This window comes from Mesorhizobium sp. M0954, from assembly GCF_040319155.1.
In the GTDB taxonomy this organism is placed as follows: Bacteria; Pseudomonadota; Alphaproteobacteria; order Rhizobiales; family Rhizobiaceae; genus Mesorhizobium.
This window is the reverse complement of the sequence record NZ_JAMYNR010000001.1, coordinates 259,997-283,766: the sequence shown is the minus strand read 5'-3', so window position 1 is coordinate 283,766 and position 23,770 is coordinate 259,997. Positions and strand designations below refer to the sequence as shown.

Annotated in this window: 15 protein-coding genes and 1 pseudogene; 4 read left to right on the top strand and 12 right to left on the bottom strand. The window is 64.3% G+C overall.

Going from position 1 to position 23,770, the window contains the following annotated elements:
• Positions 1–9: 9 nt before the first annotated feature.
• From NKH93_RS01350 to NKH93_RS01295, 12 genes and pseudogenes are all read right to left on the bottom strand, one after another.
• Positions 10–1,128 carry a DNA topoisomerase IB gene (locus NKH93_RS01350; protein ID WP_352918202.1) on the bottom strand — a complete coding sequence of 373 codons (1,119 nt, stop codon included), beginning with the start codon at positions 1,126–1,128 and terminating at the stop codon, positions 10–12.
• A gap of 118 nt (positions 1,129–1,246) precedes the next feature.
• The gene (locus NKH93_RS01345) at positions 1,247–2,131 is read right to left on the bottom strand and encodes a transglutaminase family protein (RefSeq protein WP_352833798.1); all 885 of its coding nucleotides are present in this window, start codon (positions 2,129–2,131) and stop codon (positions 1,247–1,249) included.
• 7 nt (positions 2,132–2,138) lie between these two features.
• A complete protein-coding gene (locus NKH93_RS01340; RefSeq protein ID WP_352918204.1) occupies positions 2,139–4,550 on the bottom strand; it encodes a circularly permuted type 2 ATP-grasp protein in 2,412 nt (803 codons plus the stop codon).
• Positions 4,551–4,556: 6 nt separating this feature from the next.
• Positions 4,557–7,919, bottom strand: coding sequence for a transglutaminase family protein (locus tag NKH93_RS01335; RefSeq protein ID WP_352918206.1), 3,363 nt, complete (start codon positions 7,917–7,919; stop codon positions 4,557–4,559).
• 443 nt (positions 7,920–8,362) lie between these two features.
• A complete protein-coding gene (locus tag NKH93_RS01330) occupies positions 8,363–9,568 on the bottom strand; it encodes an acyl-CoA dehydrogenase (protein ID WP_352918208.1) in 1,206 nt (401 codons plus the stop codon).
• 238 nt (positions 9,569–9,806) lie between these two features.
• On the bottom strand, positions 9,807–12,119 hold the full coding sequence (locus tag NKH93_RS01325) for a Tex family protein (RefSeq protein WP_352777051.1): 2,313 nt from the start codon (positions 12,117–12,119) through the stop codon (positions 9,807–9,809).
• Positions 12,120–12,238: 119 nt separating this feature from the next.
• Positions 12,239–13,420: a serine hydrolase domain-containing protein gene (locus NKH93_RS01320; RefSeq protein ID WP_352918210.1), complete on the bottom strand. Its 1,182-nt coding sequence runs from the start codon at positions 13,418–13,420 to the stop codon at positions 12,239–12,241.
• A gap of 150 nt (positions 13,421–13,570) precedes the next feature.
• Entirely contained in the window at positions 13,571–14,605 is a 1,035-nt protein-coding gene (locus tag NKH93_RS01315) for an ABC transporter substrate-binding protein (protein ID WP_352539328.1), read from the bottom strand.
• Between the two features lie 23 nt (positions 14,606–14,628).
• Complete coding sequence (locus NKH93_RS01310; protein WP_352918212.1) at positions 14,629–15,429, bottom strand: ABC transporter permease; 801 nt, start codon at positions 15,427–15,429, stop codon at positions 14,629–14,631.
• Positions 15,422–16,342: an ABC transporter permease gene (locus NKH93_RS01305; protein ID WP_352918214.1), complete on the bottom strand. Its 921-nt coding sequence runs from the start codon at positions 16,340–16,342 to the stop codon at positions 15,422–15,424. The genes NKH93_RS01310 and NKH93_RS01305 overlap by 8 nt, the downstream gene beginning before the upstream one ends.
• A complete protein-coding gene (locus NKH93_RS01300; RefSeq protein WP_352918216.1) occupies positions 16,342–17,436 on the bottom strand; it encodes an ABC transporter ATP-binding protein in 1,095 nt (364 codons plus the stop codon). The genes NKH93_RS01305 and NKH93_RS01300 overlap by 1 nt, the downstream gene beginning before the upstream one ends.
• A gap of 139 nt (positions 17,437–17,575) precedes the next feature.
• Positions 17,576–19,242: pseudogene (locus tag NKH93_RS01295) on the bottom strand (amidohydrolase).
• Positions 19,243–19,383: 141 nt separating this feature from the next.
• On the opposite strand from NKH93_RS01295, the gene NKH93_RS01290 reads away from it, so the two are divergent.
• The 4 genes from NKH93_RS01290 to NKH93_RS01275 all read left to right on the top strand — a co-directional run bounded on the left by NKH93_RS01290 (position 19,384) and on the right by NKH93_RS01275 (position 23,769).
• Complete coding sequence (locus NKH93_RS01290; RefSeq protein ID WP_352918220.1) at positions 19,384–20,415, top strand: histone deacetylase family protein; 1,032 nt, start codon at positions 19,384–19,386, stop codon at positions 20,413–20,415.
• 237 nt (positions 20,416–20,652) lie between these two features.
• The gene (locus tag NKH93_RS01285) at positions 20,653–22,296 is read left to right on the top strand and encodes an MFS transporter (protein WP_352968932.1); all 1,644 of its coding nucleotides are present in this window, start codon (positions 20,653–20,655) and stop codon (positions 22,294–22,296) included.
• A 136-nt stretch (positions 22,297–22,432) separates the two neighbouring features.
• Positions 22,433–23,293, top strand: coding sequence for an FAD binding domain-containing protein (locus NKH93_RS01280; protein ID WP_352448181.1), 861 nt, complete (start codon positions 22,433–22,435; stop codon positions 23,291–23,293).
• Complete coding sequence (locus NKH93_RS01275; RefSeq protein ID WP_352448182.1) at positions 23,293–23,769, top strand: (2Fe-2S)-binding protein; 477 nt, start codon at positions 23,293–23,295, stop codon at positions 23,767–23,769. Before NKH93_RS01280 ends, NKH93_RS01275 begins: the two co-directional genes overlap by 1 nt.
• The last annotated feature ends 1 nt before the right edge of the window (position 23,770 follow it).

Sequence of the window (23,770 nt, the reverse complement as noted above, 5' to 3'; positions counted from 1 at the left end):
CGTCCGGCGTCATTCCCTCGCCTTCAGCCATCTCAAGACCAAGGCCTCCTCGTCGTCGAGCCCGGCGATCGAGCGCTTGCCTTGGTTGGCATCCGCCATTTCGTCCAGCAGCCGTCCTTCGGGCCAGGCGCGGAACACTTCCGGATGGATGTAGCATTGGCGACAAACCGCGCGCGTATTGCCGAGCCGCTCGGCAACCTTGTCGATGACATTGTTCATCACCCGCTTTTGCTGCGCCTGGCTTTCCGGACGTTCGGTTTGCGCAAACAGCGACGCCGCATGGATGGTGCCACCCCAGGTTCTGAAGTGCTTGGAGCTGAACTCCGCTCCGGCATTTTCCCTGATATAGCGGTTGACGTCGTCTGAGCGCACCGGATGCCTGTTTCCGTCCTCGTCGAGATACTGGAACAGTTTTTGGCCCGGCAGGTCCTGCGCTCCACGCACGACCTTGGCAATCCGGCGATCGACAAGTTTCAATCTCCATTCCTTGCCGGATTTACCGATGAAGGCAAAGCGCAGGCTCGAGCCCTTGATGTCGACATGGCGGTCACGCAGCGTGGTCAGCCCAAAACTCTTGTTGTCGCGGGCATAGGCGGCATTGCCGACACGGATCATCGTGTTGTCGAGCAGCCAGACGATAGCCGCAACGACGCGTTCCAGCGGCAGGCCGTGACGGCGCAAATCGACCTCGATCTGCCGCCGCAGTTCGGGCAGGCTTTCGGCGAAGGCAATCAGGCTCGAATATTTGACGCCGTCACGCTCCTCCGCCCAGTGCGGGTGATAGCGGTATTGTTTGCGGCCGCGCTGGTCCCGACCGGTCGCCTGGATGTGACCGTCGGCATCCGGCGAGATCCACACATCCGTCCAGGCCGGTGGAATGGCGAGCGCCTTGATGCGTGCCAGCGCCTCCCCGTCGACAATCCGCCCGTCGGGTCCTTTGTACGAGAACCCCTTGCCCGAACGCAGCCGGCGAATACCGGGTTCAGTGTCGGTGACATAGTTGAGCGAGGCCCGAACGGCCGAGGCTTGCGCGCCGTTCTCCAGCGCTCCGTTGTGCGGCACCGCGTTTTTTGGTGCAGCTTTCCTCACAGCCGATTGGCCAGACGACGACCCGGATTTGTCCAGCATGTCCTCTCCACGGAATTTCCGTAGATAAGCCGCTTGCCGGCTGCGGGTTCCAACGCCTCTTGATCTCTTGGTCCCAGAACAGCCTATCGACGTCGCCGTGCGTCGAAGACGTGCGTCGTCACGCCTTTTCGAGCACGACCGGAACGACGTCGACCGCCTGCTCGCCGACCTGTCCACCGGTGGTTTTCAGCACGCCGACGATCGGCGCCACATCGGAGTAATCGCGGCCGTAGCCGACCGTGATATGGTCGTTGCTAGCCCGCATGCCATTGGTCGGATCGAATTCCTGCCAGCCGGCATCGCGCCCGCACCACACCTTGACCCAGGCGTGCATGGCGTCGGCGCCTTCGAGCCGCGGCTTCCCGCGCGGCGGGATGGTGCGCAGGAACCCGCTGACATAGCCCGCGGGAATACCGAGGCCGCGCAGGCCGGCGATCATGATGTGGGAGAAATCCTGGCAGACGCCGCGCTTCAGGCCAAAGGCGTCGCTGGCCCGCGTCTGCACGGTGGTCGCCTCGCCGTCATAGGTGAAATCGCGGTGAATGCGGTTGCACAGAGCCATGGCCGTGCCGACTGTCGAACCGCCGGCACTGCCTTTCGCATAGGCAGTGATTGCCGCGTCGATGCCGGCATGATCGCTGGCGGCCAGAAAGTGATGCGGCGAAGCCGGCGCCAGCGAGTGCACTGCGCCGAGTTCTTCCCTCAGCCGGCGTATGTCCGGCGATACGTCGAGCCCGGGTTCGGGCCGCGACACTGAAACACGCGCGCTCATCCTGATGTCGAGCGCATCATGCGCGTCACGAAAGGCGATCGAGGTGACACTGTTGCCGAAAAAGTCGGAAAAGTCGGAACGTTCGCTGGGCGCCGGCACAAAAGACAGTGAAGCGGCGATGACGCGCTGCACGCCAGGGATGGTCGGCGGCAGCACGCGCACCTGATGGCGGCCACCGCCGGCCGCCGCATCATAGTCGTAACGCAGGTGAAGCCTGATGTCGTAGAGCATGCTGTCTCTACCCGAAATAGGCTTTGGCGAGGCTGTTGTAGAGCCCGCCGATTTCATTGGCGAGATCGCCGAGGGCCTTGGCCGTCATGTCCGAGGGCTCCTTGATGGCGATCGACGTGTTGAGCTGCAGGATTTCCTTGGCCGCCGGCGACATATGGCCTTCAGCGCCGACAGCGGGCAGCAGCGCGATTTCGGCCTTCAGCCGTTCGAGCTGGAAAAGGATTGAGCGCGGGTTGAGCGGATCGAGCGCCAGAAGGTCGACCACGGTGCGCCGCCCCGCCTGCACCGGATACTGCCGACGGTGGGTCATGACGCTGTCGCCGATCTCCAGCACCATGTCGAGCGCACCTTCCGGCGCCTGGGCTCCGGTCAGCCGGGCGAGCGTGCGGGCGATCTGGATGCCGCGTTCGAGCCTGCGGCCGATTTCCAGGAAACGCCAGCCGGCAAAGCGGTACATGTTCTCGTGCAGCAGGCCGGAAAACCCGGCCAGCTTGCGCAGGATGACCGTCATTGCCCTTGTCGCGTCGTCGCCCGGCGCCACGGTCGCGGCAAATTGATGGATGGTCTTCGACAGATCCTTCAATGCCAGCCAGCCATCGGGCGAGAAGCGGTCGCGGATCTGCCCGGCGCTGTAAACGGCGCTGTCCAGCGTGCCGATGAGCCCCAATGGGATTGCCGTCTCGACGTCGATGCCGAACGGCGCGAGATAGTCGCTGATATCGGCGAGCAGCGGCATCTCGGGATCGGATGTCTCGGCCAGCCGCACATGGTAGGCGCGCAGGATGCGCACCGTGTCTTCCGATCGCTCGATATAGCGGCCGAGCCATGTCAGGTTCTCAGCCGCGCGGCTGGGCAGGCTGCCCGGCAGGGTTCGGGTGAAGCTGTCGTGCTCCTGCGGCAGCAGTGTCTCGCGCTCGACCGGCCTGTCGCTGACCACCCAGACATCCGCCGCCTGGCCGCCGCGCTGCATGGCGATGGCCGTCGGGTCGAGCGAAAAGCCGACACGGGCAAACCCGCCCGGCATCACGGTCCAGCCTTCCGGCGTCCGCGCCAGATAGACGCGCAGGCTTGCCGGCCGCGGCTCCAGCCAACCGCCGACATAGACAGGCGTGGTCGACAGCGTCACCGCTTCCTGGCCGACGAAGTCGCCGCCGTCCCGTTCGATCCTGGCGACCAGTTCGGCCCGTTCCTCGACCGACAGCGCCGACCCGAGCTTGGTCGAGCCGTCGTCCTCGAAGGCAAGCCGCGTCGACAGCGCCGGGCCGATCACCATGCTATCGATGTTGGCGAGCACATGTTCACGCTCCGTCTCCTGCCCGCACCACCATGTCGCGACCGTCGGCAGCAGCAGTTCCTCGTTGCGCAGGGCGCGCGAAATCTTGGGCAGGAAGGCGAGCAACGCGCGCGTCTCCATCAGGCCGGAGCCCAGTGCATTGACGGCCGAAACCGCCCCTTGCCGAACCGCCTCGACCAGCCCCGGCGTGCCGATCTGCGAGTCCGGCCGCAATTCAAGCGGATCGGCGAAGGCGGCGTCGAGCCGCCGCCACAAGACGCTCACCGGCATCAGCCCCGAAACCGTGCGCACCATCAGCCTGCCGCCGGAGACGGTCAGGTCCTCGCCCTCGAGCAGCATGATGCCGAGATAGCGGGCGATATAGGCATGTTCGTAATAGGTTTCGTTCAGCGGTCCCGGCGTCAGGATGGCGACACGGCCGCCGGCTTGCCTGGCCATGCCGATCAGCGCGTCGCGGAAGCGACGGAAGAAGCCGGCCAGGCGGTGCACATGCATTTCGCCGTAGATGTCGGACAGCGCCCTTGTGGTGGCGACGCGGTTTTCCAGCGCAAAGCCGGCGCCCGACGGCGCCTGTGTGCGGTCGCCAAGCACCCACCAGCGGCCGTCCGGGCCACGACCGAGCTCGAAGGCGCAGAAATGCAGGAAATGGCCGCTCGCCGGCCTGGTGCCGACGACCGGCCGCAAATATTCCGGGCTGGCCGCGATCAATCCGGCCGGCAGAATGCCTTTCTCGACCAGCCGGTTCGGCCCGTAAATGTCGGCGATGGTCTCCTCGAACAGATCGGCGCGCTGGACCAGGCCGGCGCTGATGTCAGCCCATTCCTGCTCCTCGATCAGCAGCGGCACATGCGCCAGCGGCCATTCCCGCTCGTTGGCGCCGGCTTTGTCATAGACGCGGTAGTAGACGCCGGCGTCGCGCAGGTACTGGTCGGCGCGGGCGAAGCGCTGGGCAAGCTTTTCCGGCCCCAGGTCCTCCAGTGCCTCGATGAAGTGCCGCCAGGCCGGCCGCGGATTGCCCGACGCATCGACCATCTCGTCGACGACGCCGTCGATCGGCTGGTAGTGCTCCAGCAGACTATGGGTCTGCGGCTTGCTGCGCAGCCTTTTGTGATTCCCCTTCGCCATGGCTGATCAGAGTCTTTGCGGCCGCCGAAGGTCAAGGGTCATCGGGAAATCTTCAGAGGCTTCTTCGTTGCGCAGCACGTAGCTGGACGGCGTATGGCCACGCGGCTCGAAGCGAGCGAGTCGCCGCGCCTCCGCTTCGTTGCCATTGACCGGGAAGGTGTCATAGCTGCGCCCGCCGGGATGCGCGACATGGTAGACGCAGCCGCCGACCGCGCGGCCCGACCAGCGATCATAGATGTCGAAGACCAGTGGAGTGTTGACCGGCAGCGCCGGATGCAGGCCCGACGCCGGCTGCCAGGCCTTGAAGCGCACGCCGGCCACCGCGATCTCGCGGTTGTCGGTCACCTTCATCGGCACGACGCGGCTGTTGCAGACGACGGCGTGACGCTCCGGGTTGAGCCCCTCGGTCTTCACCTGCAGCCTTTCGACGGAGGAATCGACAAAGCGTACGGTGCCGCCGATCGCGCCTTGCTCGCCCATCACGTGCCACGGCTCGAGCGCCTGCCTGAGCTCCAGCTTGACGCCGGCTTGGCTAACCTCGCCGCAGAACGGGAAGCGGAATTCGAGCTGGGCGTCGAACCATTCCGGACGGAATGCAAAGCCGTTCCGCTTGAGGTCGTCCAGCACATCGAGAAAGTCAGCCCAGACATAATGCGGCAGCATGAAACGGTCGTGCAGCGAAGTGCCCCAGCGCACGAAGCGGCCGTCGAGCGGGTTCTTCCAGGCCCGGGCGATGATGGCGCGCACCAGCAATTGCTGCGCCAGGCTCATGCGCGCGTTGGGCGGCATCTCGAAGCCGCGGAATTCGACCAGCCCAAGCCGGCCGGTCGGCCCGTCCGGCGAAAACAGCTTGTCGATGCAGATTTCCGAGCGATGGGTATTGCCGGTCACGTCGGTCAGAAGATTGCGGAACAGCCGGTCGACCAGCCACGGCAGGGGTGCCGCGCCCTTGTCCGGATGCGGCACCTGCGCCATCGCGATTTCGAGTTCGTAAAGCGAATCGTGGCGCGCCTCGTCGAAGCGCGGCGCCTGGCTGGTCGGGCCAATGAACAGGCCGGAGAACAGATAGGACAGCGACGGATGCCGCTGCCATTGCAGCACCAGGCTCTTCAACAGGTCGGGGCGGCGCAGGAACGGACTGTCATTGGGCGTTGCGCCGCCGACGACGACGTGGTTGCCGCCGCCGGTGCCGGTGTGGCGGCCGTCGATCATGAACTTGTCGGCGCCAAGCCGCGTCTGCCGCGCCTCTTCGTAGATCGCCGTGGTCGTCGCCACGCAATCCTGCCAATTCGCAGCGGGGTGGATATTGACCTCGATGACGCCGGGATCGGGTGCGACACGGATGACATTGAGGCGCGGATCGTGCGGCGGGCCGTAGCCTTCTATATGCACCGGCAGGCCGATCGCCCTTGCCGCGTTCTCAGCCGCCGCCACCAGTTCGAGATAATCCTCCAGCGCCTCGACCGGCGGCATGAACACACAAAGCCGTCCGTCGCGCGGCTCGACCGAAAGCGCCGTGCGCACGGCGCCGCCGATCTCGGTGATCTCCTGTTCGACGCGGTCCTGCTGGCCGGTAACGGCCGTAAAGGATACCGCCTGCTGGCGTCGTGCCATCTCGTCGGCGCCCTCCAGTTCGGCCGGAGAAGCAGAACCGGGCAAGATCGCCTCGCGCGCCGGCAATGGTCCGCGCGGCAGCGATGGATCGACCGGGACTATGTAGGGGAACTGCGCCGGCGGCACATAGGGCAGCGTGCCGAGCGGCAGGCGGTAGCCGACCGGCGAATCGCCGGGCACCAGGAACAGCCTGCCGCGCCGCGTCTTCCACTTCTCCGAGCGCCAGCGCGGTCCGGACGCCTGGCTGTTCCAGCGCTGGACAGGCAGCACATAGCCCGACGGCTTGGTCAGCCCGCGTTCGAACACCCGCGCCATGCGGCTGCGCTCCTCGGGGTCCTCCAGCTTCGAATTGGAAGGATCGACGTTGTCCGGCAGCTTGCCTTCCTTGAGCAGCCATTCGGCGGGATCCTCATAGGCTTCGCTGACCATCGTCTTGTCGATGCCGAGTTCGTCGGCGATCGCCGTCAGCAGGCCTTCGGCCTGCTTCGGTCCGACATCCGCCTCGCTCTTTTCATGCGCGATCAGCGACGGGTCGCTCCACACCGGCTCGCCGTCGGTGCGCCAGTAGAGCGAGAAGGTCCAGCGTGGCAGGCTTTCGCCGGGGTACCACTTGCCTTGCCCGTAATGCAGGAAGCCGCCCGGCGCGAAGCGTTCGCGCAGCCGGCGGATCAGGGCATCGGCCTTTTCCCGCTTGGTCGGCCCGACGGCGGCGGTGTTCCACTCTGCAGCCTCGAAATCGTCGATCGAGACGAAGGTCGGCTCGCCGCCCATGGTCAGCCGCACATCGCCGGCCTGGAGCGCAGCATCGACCTGGACCCCCAGCGCGTCCAGCGCCTGCCAGCTCTCGTCGGAGAACGGCTTGGTAATGCGCGGACGCTCGGCGATGCGGTCTACCCGCATGTCGAAGCCGAATTCGACATTGGCGAAGCTCGCCATGCCGGAGATCGGCGCGGCATTGCGGAAATGGGGCGTTGCCGCGAGCGGCACATGGCTTTCGCCGGTGAGCAGGCCGGAGGTCGGGTCGAAGCCGATCCAGCCGGCGCCCGGCAGATACACCTCGCACCAGGCATGGAGGTCGGTGAAATCGGTCGCCGTGCCGGGCGGCCCGTCGAGCGCAACGAGGTCGGGTTTGAGCTGGATCAGGTAGCCGGAGACGAAACGCGCGGCGATGCCGAGGTTCCTCAGTATCTGCACCAGGAGCCAGCTCGAATCGCGGCACGACCCCTTGCCGGCGGCCAGCGTTTCCTCGGGCGAGAAGACGCCGGTTTCCATGCGCACGATATACGCGATCTCGCGCTGTAGCCGCGCATTGAGGTCGACGACAAAATTGACGGTGTTGGTCGGGTGGCGCGGGATGGTTTTCAGGAATGCCTCCAACAGCGGCCCCGCCGGTTCCGGCGTTCGATAGATGGTCAGATCGTCCCGGATCTCTTCGGGGTATTCGAATGGAAACGTCTCGGCCGACGGTTCGACGAAGAAATCGAACGGATTGTAGACCGTCATGTCGGCAACGAGATCGACCTCGATCTTCAGTTCCGTCACCGGCTCGGGAAAGACGAAGCGGGCCAGGAAATTGCCGTAGGGGTCCTGCTGCAGATTGACGAAGTGATTTGCCGGCCCGACCTTCAGCGAATGGCTGAGCACCTTGGTGCGGGAATGCGGCGCAGGCTGCAACCTTATGACTTGCGGGCCTAAGACGACCGGCCGGTCGTATTTGTAATGGGTCAGGTGATAGACGGCTGCCAGAATTGCCATGGTGCCCCTGAAGTCGGCGTTTCAAAAGGAGTTCGCTGAACCCTGACACGAATGCTGACCATTCTCCAAGCAGAGATGTTGCGCTGCACCTAAATCAAGCAGCTTTCATAGCTCACGAAACGGAGCGCCGACCCCGGGATTCCGCAGTGTGGCGGCAAGACGTTGCAACGCTGCAGAGCCGAAGTCCGGCGGGTCAGCACCGGGCGCTTCCCGCCGATATCGATGATCGGCAGCACACGCGATGCTTCGTCGAAAAGAGCGGAAAAGAAAAACCCGCCTCGGCGGGCGGGTCGTTGGAGCCAATTAGCACCATACCCAAATTAGTAGCATAGCTGCCGGCACAAAGCAAGAACAAAATGTGGCATGGTCGACGAAAGTTGCCGATCTCCCGCTTTGCGAGGGGAGATACCAGGCACGGGCATCCTGGAAGCGGAGCCTGAACCCTAAAAGAATGCCTGCAACCCGGTCTGCGCCCGTCCGAGGATCAGCGCATGCACGTCATGCGTGCCCTCGTAGGTGTTGACGGTTTCCAGGTTCTGGGCGTGGCGCATGACGTGGTAGCCGATCTGGATGCCGTTGCCGCCATGCATGTCGCGGGCCTGGCGGGCGATGTCGAGCGCCTTGCCGCAATTGTTGCGCTTGACGAGCGAGATCATCTCCGGCGCCATCTTGCCTTCGTCCATCAGCCGCCCGACGCGCAGGCTGCCCTGCAGGCCGAGCGCGATCTCGGTCTGCATGTCGGCGAGCTTCTTCTGGAAAAGCTGCGTACCGGCCAGCGGCTTGCCGAACTGCTTGCGGTCGAGGCCATACTGGCGGGCGCGGTGCCAACAATCCTCAGCCGCGCCCATGGCGCCCCAGGAAATTCCGTAGCGTGCCCGGTTGAGGCAGCCAAACGGCCCTTTGAGACCCGAGACATTGGGCAGCAGCGCGTCGTCGCCTACCTCGACGCCTTCCATCACCACTTCGCCGGTGATCGAGGCTCGCAGCGACAGCTTGCCACCGATCTTCGGCGCCGACAGCCCGTTCATGCCCTTTTCCAGGACGAAGCCGCGAATCTGGTTGTCATGCGCGCCCCCACTTTCGTCGGACAACTTTGCCCAGACGACGAACACGTCGGCGATCGGCGCGTTGGAAATCCACATCTTCGAGCCGGAGATCCTGTAGCCGCTCGCAGTCTTCTCGGCCCGCGTCTTCATGCCGCCCGGGTCGGAACCGGCATCAGGTTCGGTCAAGCCAAAGCAGCCGATCCATTCGCCCGACGCCAGCTTCGGCAGGTATTTCTTGCGCTGTTCTTCCGAGCCATAGGCATGGATCGGATACATTACCAGCGACGACTGCACGCTCATCATCGAGCGATAACCCGAGTCGATCCGCTCCACTTCCCGCGCGACCAGCCCGTAGGTGACGTAGTTGGCGCCGAGCCCGCCATATTCCTCGGGGATGGTGATGCCGAGCAGACCGGCCTCGCCCATTTCGCGGAAGATCCCGGCGTCGGTCTTCTCCTCGAGATAGGCTTCCTCGATCTTAGGAGCGAGCTTGTCGGCGGCAAACGCCGCGGCGCCATCGCGCACCATGCGCTCGTCCTCCGAAAGCTGGTCCTCGATCAGGAAAGGATCATCCCAGACGAATGCGTTCTTGTCGGCGGCCATGGCTCTCGGTCTCCCAAACTCATGCATGTCGCCCAAAGCTTGCCCGCGGGCCTGACCCGAGGGTGTTCGGCAGCTTGGGGATAACGACATGCATCGAAACAGAAATCTTGAAACGCGCGGCTTATCGGCTCCCGTCCTGAAAAAATCAAACGAAATAGCTTCGCCGATCCATGAGCATTGGTGATGGATCATCAATGTCGAGCGCCGCCGTCTGACCTGCCACAGCCGGCTCGCGAAATTATTTCCGCTTCAACGCATCGGCCAAAGCGGCGCCGAACGCGCCCTGCTGCACCGGCCGCTCCGGCTGGCGTTGGGGCGCGGGCGCGCGCGGCACCGGCCTGCCGCCATTGTCGCGCGGCTTCGGTGCGCCACCGTCACCATCCTTGCGCATCGACAGGCCGATGCGCTTGCGCTTGATATCGACGTCGACGACACGCACCTTGACCACGTCGCCGGCCTTGACCACCTCATGCGCGTCCTTGATGAACCGATCGGCCAGTTGCGAGACGTGCACCAATCCGTCCTGGTGCACGCCGATATCGACGAAGGCGCCGAAAGCCGCGACATTGGTGACGGTGCCTTCAAGCTGCATGCCGGGCTTCAGATCCTTGATGTCGTCGATGCCGTCGGCAAAGGTCGCGGTCTTGAAGCCGGGGCGCGGATCGCGGCCGGGCTTTTCCAGCTCCGCCAGGATGTCGCGCACCGTCGGCAGGCCGAAGCGCTCATCGACGAAGACGCGCGGATCGAGCGCCTTGAGTGCGGCGCTGTCGCCCATCAGCGAGCGGACGTCGCGCCCGCAGGCCGCGACGATCTTCTTGGCAACGCCATAGGCTTCCGGATGCACGGCCGAGGCATCGAGGGGTTCGCTGCCGTTTGGAATGCGCAGGAAGCCGGCGCATTGCTCGAACGCGCGGGGTCCAAGGCGGGAGACCTTCAACAGTTCGCGGCGGCTGGCGAACGGGCCGGAGGCATCGCGATGCGCAACGATCGCCTCGGCCAGCGATGCGCCGAGACCCGAAACCCGCGCCAGAAGCGGCGCTGAGGCCGTGTTGAGATCGACGCCGACGGCGTTTACCGCATCCTCGACCACGGCTTCCAGCGAGCGGCCGAGGCGGTACTGATCGACGTCGTGCTGGTACTGGCCGACGCCGATCGACTTGGGCTCGATCTTGACCAGTTCGGCGAGCGGATCCTGCAGGCGCCGCGCGATGGACACTGCCCCGCGCAGCGACACGTCGAGGCCGGGAAATTCCGCCGCCGCCGTTGCCGAGGCGGAATAGACCGAGGCGCCGGCCTCGCTGACGATCACCTTGAGCGGCTTCGGCCCGGACCCGGCAGGCATGTCAGCCAGCATGTCGGCCACCAGCCTTTCGGTCTCGCGGCTGCCGGTGCCGTTGCCGATCGAGATCAGCTCGACCTTGTGCAGCCGGATGAGCTTGGCCAGTTCGGCCTGCGTGCCGCGCACGTCGTTCTTCGGCGGGAACGGATAGACCGTTGTCGTCGCCAGCAGCTTGCCGGTGCCGTCCACCACCGCCACCTTGACGCCGGTGCGAATGCCCGGATCGAGCCCCATCGTCGGCCGTGAGCCGGCAGGGGCGGCAAGCAGCAAATCCTTGAGATTGCGGGCGAAGACATGGATGGCTCCTTCTTCGGCCCGCTCGCGCAGATCGCGCATCAGATCGAGCGTCAGGTGCAGCGACAGCTTTGTGCGCCAGGTCCAGCCGGCGACCTCCATCAGCCAGCGGTCTCCCGGCAACTGGCGGCCGATGGCGTAGGCGTCGGCGATCATCCGCTCAACCGGTTTCACCGGAGAGGCGTCATCGGCATCGACTTCGATGTCGAGTGACAGAACCTCCTCGTTGCGGCCGCGCAACATGGCCAGCGCGCGATGGCTCGGCACGTTGGCCCAGCGCTCGACATGGTCGAAATAGTCGGAAAATTTCGCGCCGGCCTCCTGCTTGCCGTCGACGACGCGCGAGCGCAGAAAGGCGCGTTCCTTCATGTAGGTCCGCAATCTGCCGACCAGATCGGCATTCTCGGCGAACTGTTCGGACAGGATATCGCGCGCACCCTCGAGCGCCGCCTTGGCGTCGGCCACGTCCTCGCTGATGTAGGCCAGCGCCAGCTCGGCGGGTACAGCCGTACGGTCGGCGAGAATAGCTTCCGCCAGAGGCCCGAGCCCGCGCTCGCGTGCGATCTCGGCCTTGGTCCGGCGCTTCGGCTTGTAAGGCAGGTAGATGTCTTCGAGTTCGGCCTTGGTAGCGGCTGCAGCGATCTTTGCTTCGAGCTCCTCGGTCAGCTTGCCCTGCTCGCGGATCGAACCAAGGATGGTGTCGCGGCGCGCGTCGAGTTCGCGCAGATAGGCCAGCCGCTCGGCGAGGTCGCGCAGCTGCGTGTCGTCGAGGCCGCCGGTGACCTCCTTGCGGTAGCGCGCCACGAACGGCACGGTCGCGCCGTCGTCGAGCAAGCCGATCGCCGCCGCAGCCTGTTCGGGCCGCGCGGCGATCTCGGCGGCTATGATGGTTGCGATGCGCTTGATGTCGGCTGCCATGTCGTACCTGTCGCTAGTCGAAACGAGCAGCGACCATAGGCGCAGAGCACTGCCGCGCCAACCGCGCCATTTTCAACCCGGCGAGAGGTCCACAGGAAAGGTCGGGCTGTCTGGATGGATCAGACCATCCGGCTCAGCGCCTCGAAGAAGGAAATCATATCCAGATCGAGCGGATCGTCGACCGGTACCGGCTGCGACGACATCTTTGCGATTACCATTTCGGCCTTCGGATTGACGTAAAGCCACTGGCCGTGGATGCCGATGCCGCAGAAGGCGCCGCTTGCCGCGCCCGTCTGGTACCATTTGTTGCGATAGCGGCCACGCGGAAACAGGAACGCCATCGTGCCGCGCCGCCAGGCCTCGGCGTCGCCGCCAGTTTCGGTCGTGTCGCGCATCCAGGCTTCCGGCACGACGCGGCGGCCATTGGCCACGCCGCCTTGCCGCATCATCTCGCCGACGCGTGCAAGGTCGCGCGGCGTCACCGAAATGCCGCCAGCGGTGCGCGCCGTGCCTTCCATGTCGACTGTCACCGAGGCGTCGCCGACGGCGCCGAGCGGCTCCCATAATTTTTCGCGCATCAGATCGTCGAAACGCCGGCCAGACGCACGTTCGAGCAGGATGCCGAGCAGGTCGGAATTGGGCGAACGGTAGCGGAACGTCCGGCCATGCGGCTCGGCCAGACCCTGCAGCGTCATGAGGAAAGTGGCCAGGCTCTCGATGCCCCCGCCTGGATTCCACAGCATGGCGCGGCGGTAGCGGGCGAAGGCGCTTTCCGGATCGAGATAGGCCTCTTCGAAATCGAGGCTGACACTCATGTCGAGCACGTGCCGCACACGCGCATCGCCATAGGCCGAGCCGGCGGCTTCGGGCAGATAGCGGCTTACCGGAGCCTGCGGATCGAAAATCCCCTCGCCTTCCAATATGCCGGCAACAATGGCGGTCAGCGACTTGCTGATCGAAAAGACGATGTGGCGCGCCCCAAACTCCATATGCGGCGCGAACCAGTCGCCGACGAATTTGCCGCGTTTCATGATCGTCAGCGCGTCGGTATCGGAGCGCGCGAGAAACGCCGCGACAGTCTCCGCGCCGCCTGCAAGAGCGACTTTTTCGCCAAGTAGCCCGCCGAAATCCTGGGCCGACGCTTCGCTGCTGCCCGGCTGTGCCGCCACGGCAGCGCTCGGCACCAGCTCGCCGACATTCTGGAACGACCACCGGCTGAACGGGCTTTCCCGCCAATTGCCGAGCAGCACCTCCTTGCGGGCAAAGCCATATCTGGTCTCGAACGCGGTCTTGCCGGCCATAGCCGCTTCCTTCCGGGTCTTTGGCGTTCTAGGCGAGCGCCGCGGCGATGGCGTGCACGGCTTTCAGTGTCGCCACCGATAGGCGACGTTAAAAAAATGCGGACAAAACGGACCCGGCCGGCGCCTGCCGCCGGGTCCATCACGATGCGGTCACTTCTGCAGTTCGGTCCAGATCTTGCTGTAGATTGCCTGCACGTCCTCGGAACACAATTTTTGCAGCTCGCCATGCGCCTTGACGTCTTCCGGGATGATGACTTCCGGCGCATCCTTCATATCGGCCGGCATGTACTTGTCGGAACCGGCAATGCCGTTGGCGTAGCGGTGGAAGGCGGATAGGCCGGCGGCATTTTCCGGATCCATGATGAAGTTCTGGAACAGCTTGGCGTTCTCGACATTCTTGGCTTCCTTCAGGACCATGACATTGTCGCTCCAGAGGCCAAAACCTTCCTTGGGATAGAAATAGTGGATCTTGGGGTTCGCCAGCCGCTGGCGCAGGGCTGAGCCGTTCCAGTCGCTGGTCGCCTTGAAATCGCCGGCGCCCATTTTCTCGATGGTATTGTATTCCATTGCGATCCAGTTCGGCTTGGCAGCAACCAGCGTGTCACGCACCTTCTTCAGCGTTTCCTTGTCGCTGGCGCATTGCGCGGCGCCGACATATTTGGTCGCCGCGAACATGACGTCGTTCATTTCCGGCACGACGTTGACCTTGCCCTTCAGTTCGTCGGGCGTGTTGAAGATGATGCCCCAACTGTCCGACGGCCCCTTGTAGACATCGGTGTTCACCACGATGCCCACCGTGCCCCAGGCCCATGGCACGGAATATTTGCGGCCCGGATCGAAATCGGGATTGGCCCATTCCGGCGCCACGTTCTTGAAGTTCTCCATCTTGCCGGGATCGGTCTCCTGAACGAGGCCTTCCTTGATCCAGATCGGCACGAAGGTTTGCGAAGGCACCGCGATGTCGAAGCCGGTGCCGCCCTGGCGAACCTTGGCCAGCGCCGTATCGTTCGAATCGTAATCGGTGATGGTCACCTTGATGTTGTATTTCTGCTCGAACTTCTTGATCACGTCGGGGCTGGTGTAGTTGCCCCAATTGTAGATGTTCAAAACGCCGTCCGCGAAAGCGCCGCTTGTCGAGGCGAGCAGCGCCAACCCGACGGCGGTCGCTGATGTCTTCCAGTTCATGTTTTAGCTCCCATTTTCGATTTTCAGTCCCGTTTCCTGCTGATGAAGAAAAACAACGTCACGATGGCGACCGACAAGAGCAGGAACACGGTCGATATCGCGTTGATCTCCGGCGTTACCCCTCGACGTATCTGGCCAAGCATGTAGGTCGGCAGCGTGTCCTGGCCGCCCGATTTCACGAACTCGGTGATGACGACATCGTCGAGCGAGATTACGAAGGCCAGCATCAATCCGGCCAGGATGCCGGGCCAAAGCAGCGGCAGGGTGATGCGGCGGAACGTCTTCCACGGCGTCGCATAGAGATCGGCGGCGGCCCGTTCCAGCGTCAGGTCCATGTTCTCCAGCCGCGCCCGGATCGGCAGGTAGGCGAACGGAATGCAAAAGGCCGTATGCGCCGCGATTAGGTAGCCGAGTCCGGAATAGCCGGTGAATATCTTGATGCGCGAGAAAAAGATCAGCAGCGCCACGCCGGTGACGATCTCCGGCACCATCAAAGGTTGGTTGATGGCGGCATATTTGAAGGTCAGGCCGGGATAGGGCGGCGTGCGCGTGGTGGCGAGCGCCGCCATGGTGGCGAAGATCGTGGCCAGGATCGCCGCGATGGCGCCGATCTGGAAGGAGCGCACGGTGGCGTCGATGACTTGCGTGTTCTGCCACGCCGACTGGAACCATTTGAGCGAGAAGCCGCCCCATTCCGACGTCGAGGTCGCGGCGTTGAAGGCATAGACGACCAGCACGACGATGGGCAGATAGAGGACGACGAAGCAGGTCGCGGCGATCGCGGTGAATCCCGGCTGATGCTTGATTGCGAAGCTGCTAGCCATGACGCATCTCCGACCGGCCGGTGTTACGCACATAGGCGAGCAGCGCCACCATGACGATGACCATGACGGCGATCGACAGCGCCGAGCCGAGCGGCCAGTTGCGGCCTTGCCCGAACTGCAGCTCGATCAGGTTGGAAAGCATCATGGTCTTACCGCCGCCCAATAGGACCGGTGTGACATAGGCGCCGAGCGCCGGAATGAACACCAGGATGGAGCCGGCGATGACGCCCGGCTTGACCAGCGGGAAAATGATACGCCTGAGCACCTGGAAGCGTGTCGCATAAAGATCGTAGCCGGCTTCGACCAGCCGGAAATCGAGTTTTTCCATGCTGGCGTAGATCGGCAGCACCATCAGCGGCAGATAGACATAGGCCATGCCGATCAGGATCGCCGAATCGGTGAACAATATCTGGATCGGCCCCGAAATGATGCCGAGCTTGAGCAGCACCGTGTTAATCAACCCCTCGTTGCGGATGATCTGCAGCACGGCGAAGGTGCGGATCAGCAAGTTGGTCCAGAACGGTATGGTGATCAGGAACAGCCAGAGATCGCGCGTCTTCTCGCTGCGCGTCGCCATGAAATAGGCAGTAGGAAAACCAAGCGCCAAAGTAGCGATCGTGGTCACGATGGCAAGCTTGATCGAGCGCCAGAAGATAGTGACATGGGCGGCAGCAATGGAAAGCGTGTCGTCGAAGATGTCGCGTTCCATGAACACCGATGTCCAGGCCTCGGGCGAGAATTGCCACTTCACGTCGCCATAAGGGCCGGGCGTCAAAAACGAATAAACCAGCACGATCAGCAAGGGACCGGTTGCTGCAAGGAAGATGATCAGCAGGGCCGGCGCCGACAGCAGCCAGCGGTCGCGGATGTCGCGCCGTTCGGCCGCCTTGGCGACTTCTTCCGCGCTCGCCATCAATCCCTCAGCACTTGCGCGGCGTCGTTGCCGATCGAGACGCCGACCTTGTCGCCCCGCTCGAAACCGCAGCCTGCGCTGCGCGTGTTCTGCTGGCGCACGGTGAAGGCTTCGCCGCTGTCCAGTTGGACATGAATATGCGTGTCGGTGCCGAAATAGACGATGTTTTCGACGGTTCCGGAAAGATCGCCCTTGCCGCCGGTCAGCTTGGCGTGTTCCGGCCTGACCACCAGCGTCGCATTCTCCTTCGGCTGGAAGCCCTCAGCCACCGTCGCGTCGATCGTCGCGCCGGATTTTAGTGTCGCGCGCGCCTTGCCGTTGCCGATGCCGGTGATGGCCGCGGTCAGGAAATTGGTTTCGCCGATGAAGTCGGCGACGAAGCGCTCGGCCGGCTTGTCATAGATGTCCCAGGGCGTGCCGACCTGCAGGATCTTGCCGGCCGACATCACGGCGATGCGGTCGGACATGGTCAGCGCTTCTTCCTGGTCATGGGTGACGAAGATGAAGGTGATGCCGGTCTGGTGCTGCAGCCGTTTCAGTTCGATCTGCATTTCCTTGCGCAGCTTGTAGTCGAGTGCCGACAGCGGCTCGTCGAGCAACAGCACTTTCGGCTGCGGCGCCAGCGCGCGGGCCAGTGCGACGCGCTGCTGCTGGCCGCCGGAGATCTGGCTGGTGCGGCGGCCGCTCAGCGCCTCCATCTTGACCAGCTTCAGCATCTCGGCGACGCGTGCCTTGATTTCGGCTTTCGGCTTGCCCAGCATCTCCAGGCCGAAGCCGATATTCTCGGCCACTGTCATGTGCGGGAACAGCGCATAGGACTGGAAGACGGTGTTGACCGGCCGCTTGAACGGCGGCAGCGGCGCGATGTCGTGGCCGTGCAGCAGGATTTCGCCTTCACTGGGAAAATCGAAGCCGGCGATCAGCCTAAGCAGCGTCGTCTTTCCGCAGCCCGACGGCCCCAGCAGCGTGAAGAACTCGTTCTCGCGGATCGACACCGAAACCGTGTCGAGAGCGGCGACTTGTGCGTCCCCGGTACCGAACACCTTGCGGACGCCGCAGACCTCGATTGCACTCTTACCCGGTTGATCCGGCACGCATTACCCCATTTTCATGTCCGCTCTTGATGGCGGATCCAGTTCCCATTCGATTGTCAGCATATGCCGGTCGGCTTGGCAACCATGCATCTGGATCTCGGTTCAGAACGCAAGCCCCATGCCATAGTCAGCGCCATCATCAACCCCGGTAAGTGATCTTGCCGCCGCAGATGGTGCTGACCGGACGCACCTTGTGCAAGGAAGCCGGTTCAGTTGCCTCGATATCGGCCGACAGCACCACCAGATCGGCCAGATAGCCTGGTTTCAGCCGGCCCTTACGGTGTTCCATGAATTCGGCATAGGCGCCTTCGACCGTATAGCCCGCAAGCGCTTCCAGCAGCGAGAAGCTCTGGTCGGGGTCGCCCTCTGCCCAAGGCTTGCGCAGCACCGCCGCCCGAATGCCCAGGATCGGGTCGACCCGCGACACCGGCCAGTCGGAAGCGAAAACGACATGCGCGCCCGCCTGCTTCAGCGTCCGCCAGGCATAGCTGAGCGGCCATCTTTCGCGGCCAATGCGCGAGAGCGTCGGCTCCAGCGGGAAGTCCATGGCGCCGGGCGGGTGCGGCGGCTGCATCGAGGCGACGACGCCGAGTTCGGCAAAGCGCGGCACGTCGGCGGCAGTGGTGACCTCGATGTGCTCGACCCGGTGCCGGCTGTCGCGCCTGCCGTTCTTCCGCCGCGCCGCCTCGTAACCGTCGAGGACCGCGCGCACAGCGCCGTCGCCTATCGAATGCACGGCGATCTGCAGCCCGCGCCGGTCGGCCTCCACCGCTACCTCGCGAAATGCTCTGGCGTGAACAGCGGCTCACCGCGCCAGCCCGGCCGGTCGGCATAGTCGTCGACCATGACCGCGGTCCAGCCTTCCAGCACGCCGTCGTAAAACATCTTGACCATGCCGGACGACAGCCATTCCGATCGATAGGAGTTGGCCATGCTCGATGCCTTTTCCAGCTTGTCGAGCGTCATGAAGTTCTTGAAATGAAAAGGTATCTTGGTGCGGCAGAGCAGCCGCCCTTCCTGCTCCAAACCGGCAAGCAGTTCGAGTTGGTAGAGATTGCCGTCCATGTTCTGGATCGAGGTGATGCCGTGGCGGGCGCACCATTCCAGACCGCGATGCATCAGGTCGCGATCGGCCGCGACTTCGGCTGCGGAAGGGTACGGCTCGGGCTCGCCGCCTGTCGCAAGGCCGAGCCGCACGCGGTTCTGCCCGGAAAGCTCGAGGATCGGCCCGAACGCCTCTCCCTCGCGCAATTCGCCCGCCGCGAGGCCGTCGGCGCCCATGACGATCTCGTTGCCGGGGCCGAGTTGCTTGCCGTGCAGGATGCCAGCCAGCTTCAGCGCCTTGGTGTTGGCCCACATCGTGTGGTGATCGGAAGCCGACATCGCGAACGGCCGGTCGGCGATGATGCGGTCGAGATGATGGCGGGTGACCGGCTCTTCCTTGGAAAGGATAGTGTAGTCGACGCCGGCCCCAAGCAGCAATTTGGCGTTCGGCCGTGCCGCAGCGTAGGCGCGGATCGCGTCGCTCAGCGCATCGAAGCCATGCACGCCCTGAAGGTGCAGATTGTCCAGTTCGGCGGCGCCGCCGAAAAGGTGCATATGCGCTTCGATGAAGCCCGGCACCACCGAACCGCCTTGCGCATCGATAATCTTCGTGGCCGGCCCTTTCAGCGTCTCGATCGTCCGGCGATCGCCAACCGCCAGGATGTTGCCGTCCTTTATCGCCACCGCTTCGGCTGTCGGATTGCCTTCGTCCATGGTCAGCACACGGGCATTGGTGACGATCAGGTCGGCATTTGAACTCATGATTACCCGCAGGTCGGTTGCGCTGCCGGCAGGCTAGACGACCGGCTGCCGGGCCAGCAAGCCATGGCTGGTTGGCCCAGCGCCTTGTGAAAGGCAGTGCAGGACGGTTAGGGTCGCCGCGTCTCACCACGGAACAATTTCATGAAGACTGTTTTGTCGCCTTTCCATGCCGGCCATTCCGGCAATGTCGAATTGATCGCCGGCGCCATCGTGCCGGCCTTTGAAAAGCCGTCGCGCGCCGAGTTCATCAGGGCGCGGGTGGAGAGCGAGAAGCTCGGTCCGATCCTGCCGCCGGAAAGCCACGACCTCGCCGCCGCCAGGAAGGTGCATGCCAGCGACTATATCGATTTCCTGCCGACCGTGTGGCCGCTCTGGGAAGCATCGGGCCGCAGCGGTTCGGCCATTCCCTTCACCTGGCCGACGCGCGGCCTGCGCGGCGACGTGCGCCCGAAAGGCATCGATGCGCTGCTCGGCTTCTACTCCTTCGACGGTGGGGCAACGTTCGTCAAAGGCACATGGGATGCGATCAAGTCGTCCTATGACGTCGCGTTGACCGCCGCCGCGCTGGTCAAGGCCGGTGAGCCTTCCGCCTTCGCGCTGTGCCGCCCGCCAGGGCACCATGCGGGGGCGGCCTTCATGGGCGGCTATTGCTTCATCAACAACGCCGCCGTCGCCGCGCAATGGTTCCGCGACCATGGCGCCGGGCGCGTTTCGATCCTCGACATCGATTATCACCACGGCAACGGCACCCAGGAGATCTTCTATCGCCGAGGTGACGTTCAGGTGCTGAACCTGCATGGCGATCCGATGACGGAATATCCCTTCTTCCTCGGCCATGCCGACGAACGCGGCGAGGGCGACGGCGAAGGCTTCAACGACAATTACCCGATGCCCTTCGGCACCGGCTGGGACGTGTGGAACGCCTCACTCGAGGACGCTTGCACGAGGCTTTCGGCTTATGCTCCTGACGTCGTCGTGGTTTCACTCGGCGTCGACACCTTCGAGAAGGACCCGATCAGCCAGTTCAAGCTGAAGACCTCCGACTACCCCAGGATCGGCCGCCGCATCGCCAGGCTCGGCCTGCCGACGCTGTTCGTCATGGAAGGCGGCTACGCCGTCGAGGAGATCGGCATCAACGCCGTCGGCGTGCTGACCGGCTTCGAGGACCGCTAGAAGTGCCGCCGGTGCCTGCCAATCAGATGGCAGCGCTCGGCAAGCGGTACCGCCTGCCTGACCGATCGTTCAGCCTGCGGCGGCACGCGCTGACCCGCCCGCTATCTTGTTGTTGGACCATGATGTTTTTCCAGAATGCGTTCGCCCTTTGCGAAATGATGTTCTATTTTTTGAACCCACGGCTTGCAGGGCCTATTGATCGGAAGAACAAACGCATTTGAGCCCGGGAAAGCATTTATGAACGACGACACACCGGAAAGCGAAAGCGCCTCGGCGCTGGCGCCGTTCCGGCACGGCATCTTCCGGGCGGTGTGGTCCGCCAGCCTCGTCTCCAATTTCGGCGGCCTGATCCAGGGCGTTGGCGCCGCCTGGATGATGACGACGATCGCCACCTCGTCCTACCAGGTTGCATTGGTCCAGGCCTCGACCACCTTGCCGATCATGCTCTTCGCGCTGCTGGCCGGCGCTATCGCCGACAGCTTCAACCGGCGCAAGATCATGCTGATCGCGCAGATCTTCATGCTCGTCGTCTCGGCTCTCCTGACCGTCTTCACCTATCTCGACCTGATGACGCCGTGGACGCTGCTCGCCTTCACCTTCCTGATCGACAGCGGCACCGCGCTCAACAGTCCGTCCTGGCAGGCTTCGGTCGGCGACATGGTGCCTCGCACCAAGGTGCCGGCGGCGATCGCGCTCAACTCGATGGGCTTCAACCTGACGCGCAGCGTCGGCCCGGCGATCGGCGGCATCATCGTTGCCGCGGCAGGCGCTGCCGCGGCCTTCGCCGTCAACACGCTGAGCTATGTCGGCCTCATCGTCGTGCTGGCCCGCTGGAAGCCGGAACTGCCGGCCTCCGCCTTGCCGCGCGAGACGCTGGGCGCCGCAATGGGCGCCGGCCTGCGCTACGTCGCCATGTCGCCCAATATCGGCAAGGTGCTGGTCAGGAGCTCGGCTTTCGGCTTCAGCGCCGGCGCGGTCCTGGCGCTGCTGCCGCTGGTCGCGCGCGACGTCGTCAAGGGCGATGCCTTGAGCTACGGCATCATGCTCGGCGCCTTCGGCATCGGCGCCGTCGGCGGCGCGCTGACCAGCGTCAGGCTGCGGCAGCTGCTGTCCAGCGAAACCATGGTGCGCATGGCATTCGCCGGCTTCGCCGTCTGCGCCTTCAACGCCGCCGTCAGCAATCATGCCTGGCAGACGTCGCTCGGTCTGCTGCTCGGCGGCGCCTGCTGGGTGACCGCGCTGTCGCACTTCAACGTCACCGTGCAGATGTCGACGCCGCGCTGGGTGGTCGGCCGCGTGCTTTCGGTCTACCAGACCGCGACCTTCGGCGGCATCGCGCTCGGCAGCTGGGTCTGGGGTGTCGTTGCCGACGCGCATGGCGCCGAAGTCGCCCTGATGGCGGCCAGCGTCGCCATGCTGGCGGGAGGCGCCATCGGCCTGCTGCTGCCGCTGCCGCAGCAGGCCGTGCTCAACCTCGATCCGCTCAACCGTTTTCAGGAGCCGCATCTGGCGCTTGATCTCAAGCCGCGCAGCGGTCCCATCGCCATCATGATCGAATATGTCATCCGCAACGAGGACGTACCGGAATTCCTCGCCACCATGGCCGAGCGCGGCCGCATCCGCCGCCGTGATGGCGCCCGCAACTGGACCTTGGCGCGCGATCTCGAAAATCCCTCGATATGGATCGAGCACTACCACACGCCGACCTGGGTCGAATATATCCGCCACAATCGGCGCGCCACCTACGCCGACGCCGTCATCGGCGAGCGCATAAGGGCGCTGCACAGCGGCAACGAGCCACCGCGCGTCCGCCGCATGATCGAGCGCCCGACGACAGCAGGCACGGCGCTGGTGATGCCGAAGGGACCGATCGAGCATTAGTGGCTGGCGGTGCGTCCAGTTGGACGAGCAAAGGAAATTGCGGCGCCTGGCCCAATCCGCGAATGCACGAACAGGATGGCCATTGTGGAGAGACGGTTATATCAGTTGGTGTGACTATGACCACTAAGGGGAGACGATGCGTTACATACGTCCGCTTTCAATTGAAGACGCCGCCGGCCTGTTGGCCGGTTCAGCCGGCACGGCCGCCATCCTCGCCGGAGGCAGCGACCTCTTGGTGAGAATGAAAGGCGGCTTTATCGAACCCGACCTGATCGTCGACATCAAGGCGATCGACGGGCTTGGCGAGATCAGGGAAACAGCCGAGGGCTTCAGCATCGGCGCGGCGGTCCCCTGCGCCGTGCTGGGCGAGAACACGGCCCTGCAGAAGGCATGGCCCGGCGTCGTCGAAGCGGCCAAGCTGATCGGCTCGAAGCAGGTGCAGGGACGCTGCACCATCGTCGGCAATCTGTGCAACGCCTCGCCGGCCGCCGACAGCGTGCCGGCGCTGGTGGCCGCTGGCGCCAAGGCTGTGGTCGTCGGCCCGGGAACCAGGCGCACGATTGCCGTGCAAGCGGTGCCGACTGGGCCGGGCAAGACGTCGCTGGCCAAGGGCGAGATCATCGAGGCAATCCTGCTCGACAGCCGTCTACCGCGTTCGGGCGATGCCTATCTGCGTTTCATTCCGCGCACGGAGATGGACATCGCAGTGGTAAGCGCCGGCGTGAACTTGACGCTCGATGAGCAAGGTCGCGTCAAATCCGCCCGTCTGGCGTTGGGCGCCGTGGCGCCGACGGTGATTCTGGTCGAGGAGGCCGCCGAGGTTCTCATCGGCTCCAAGCTGGACGAAGCCACGCTGGACAGGCTCGCCAAGGTCTGCTCGGGTGCCTGCCGCCCGATCGACGACAAGCGCGGCACTATCGAATTCAGACGGAAAGTCGCGGGTGTGCTGGCCAAGCGGGCCGCCACGACCGCCTATGCACGCGCAGGAGGCAAATGATGGCTGGTGTGGCAGTATCAACGACAATCAACGGCGACAATGTCGAGTTCCTTTGCCAGCCGGACGAGACGCTGCTTGATGTCCTGCGCGATCGCCTGGGGCTGACGGGCGCCAAGGAAGGCTGCGGCACCGGCGACTGCGGGGCCTGCAGCATCATCCTCGACGATCGGCTGGTGTGCTCGTGCCTGGTGCTCGGCGCGGAGGCCGAGGGCCGGCGCGTCGAGACCATCGAGGGCATGGCGCATGGCGACAGGCTGCATCCGCTGCAGCAGAAATTCCTGGAGCACGCTGCACTCCAATGCGGCGTCTGCACGCCGGGCTTTTTGATAGCGGCGAAGGACCTTTTGGCCAAGAATCCCGATCCGACCGAGGAGGAGATCCGCTTCGGCCTCGCCGGGAACCTCTGCCGCTGCACCGGCTATGACAAGATCGTGCGTGCCGTTCAGGACGCCGCCAGCGTGATGAAGGGAGCATGAC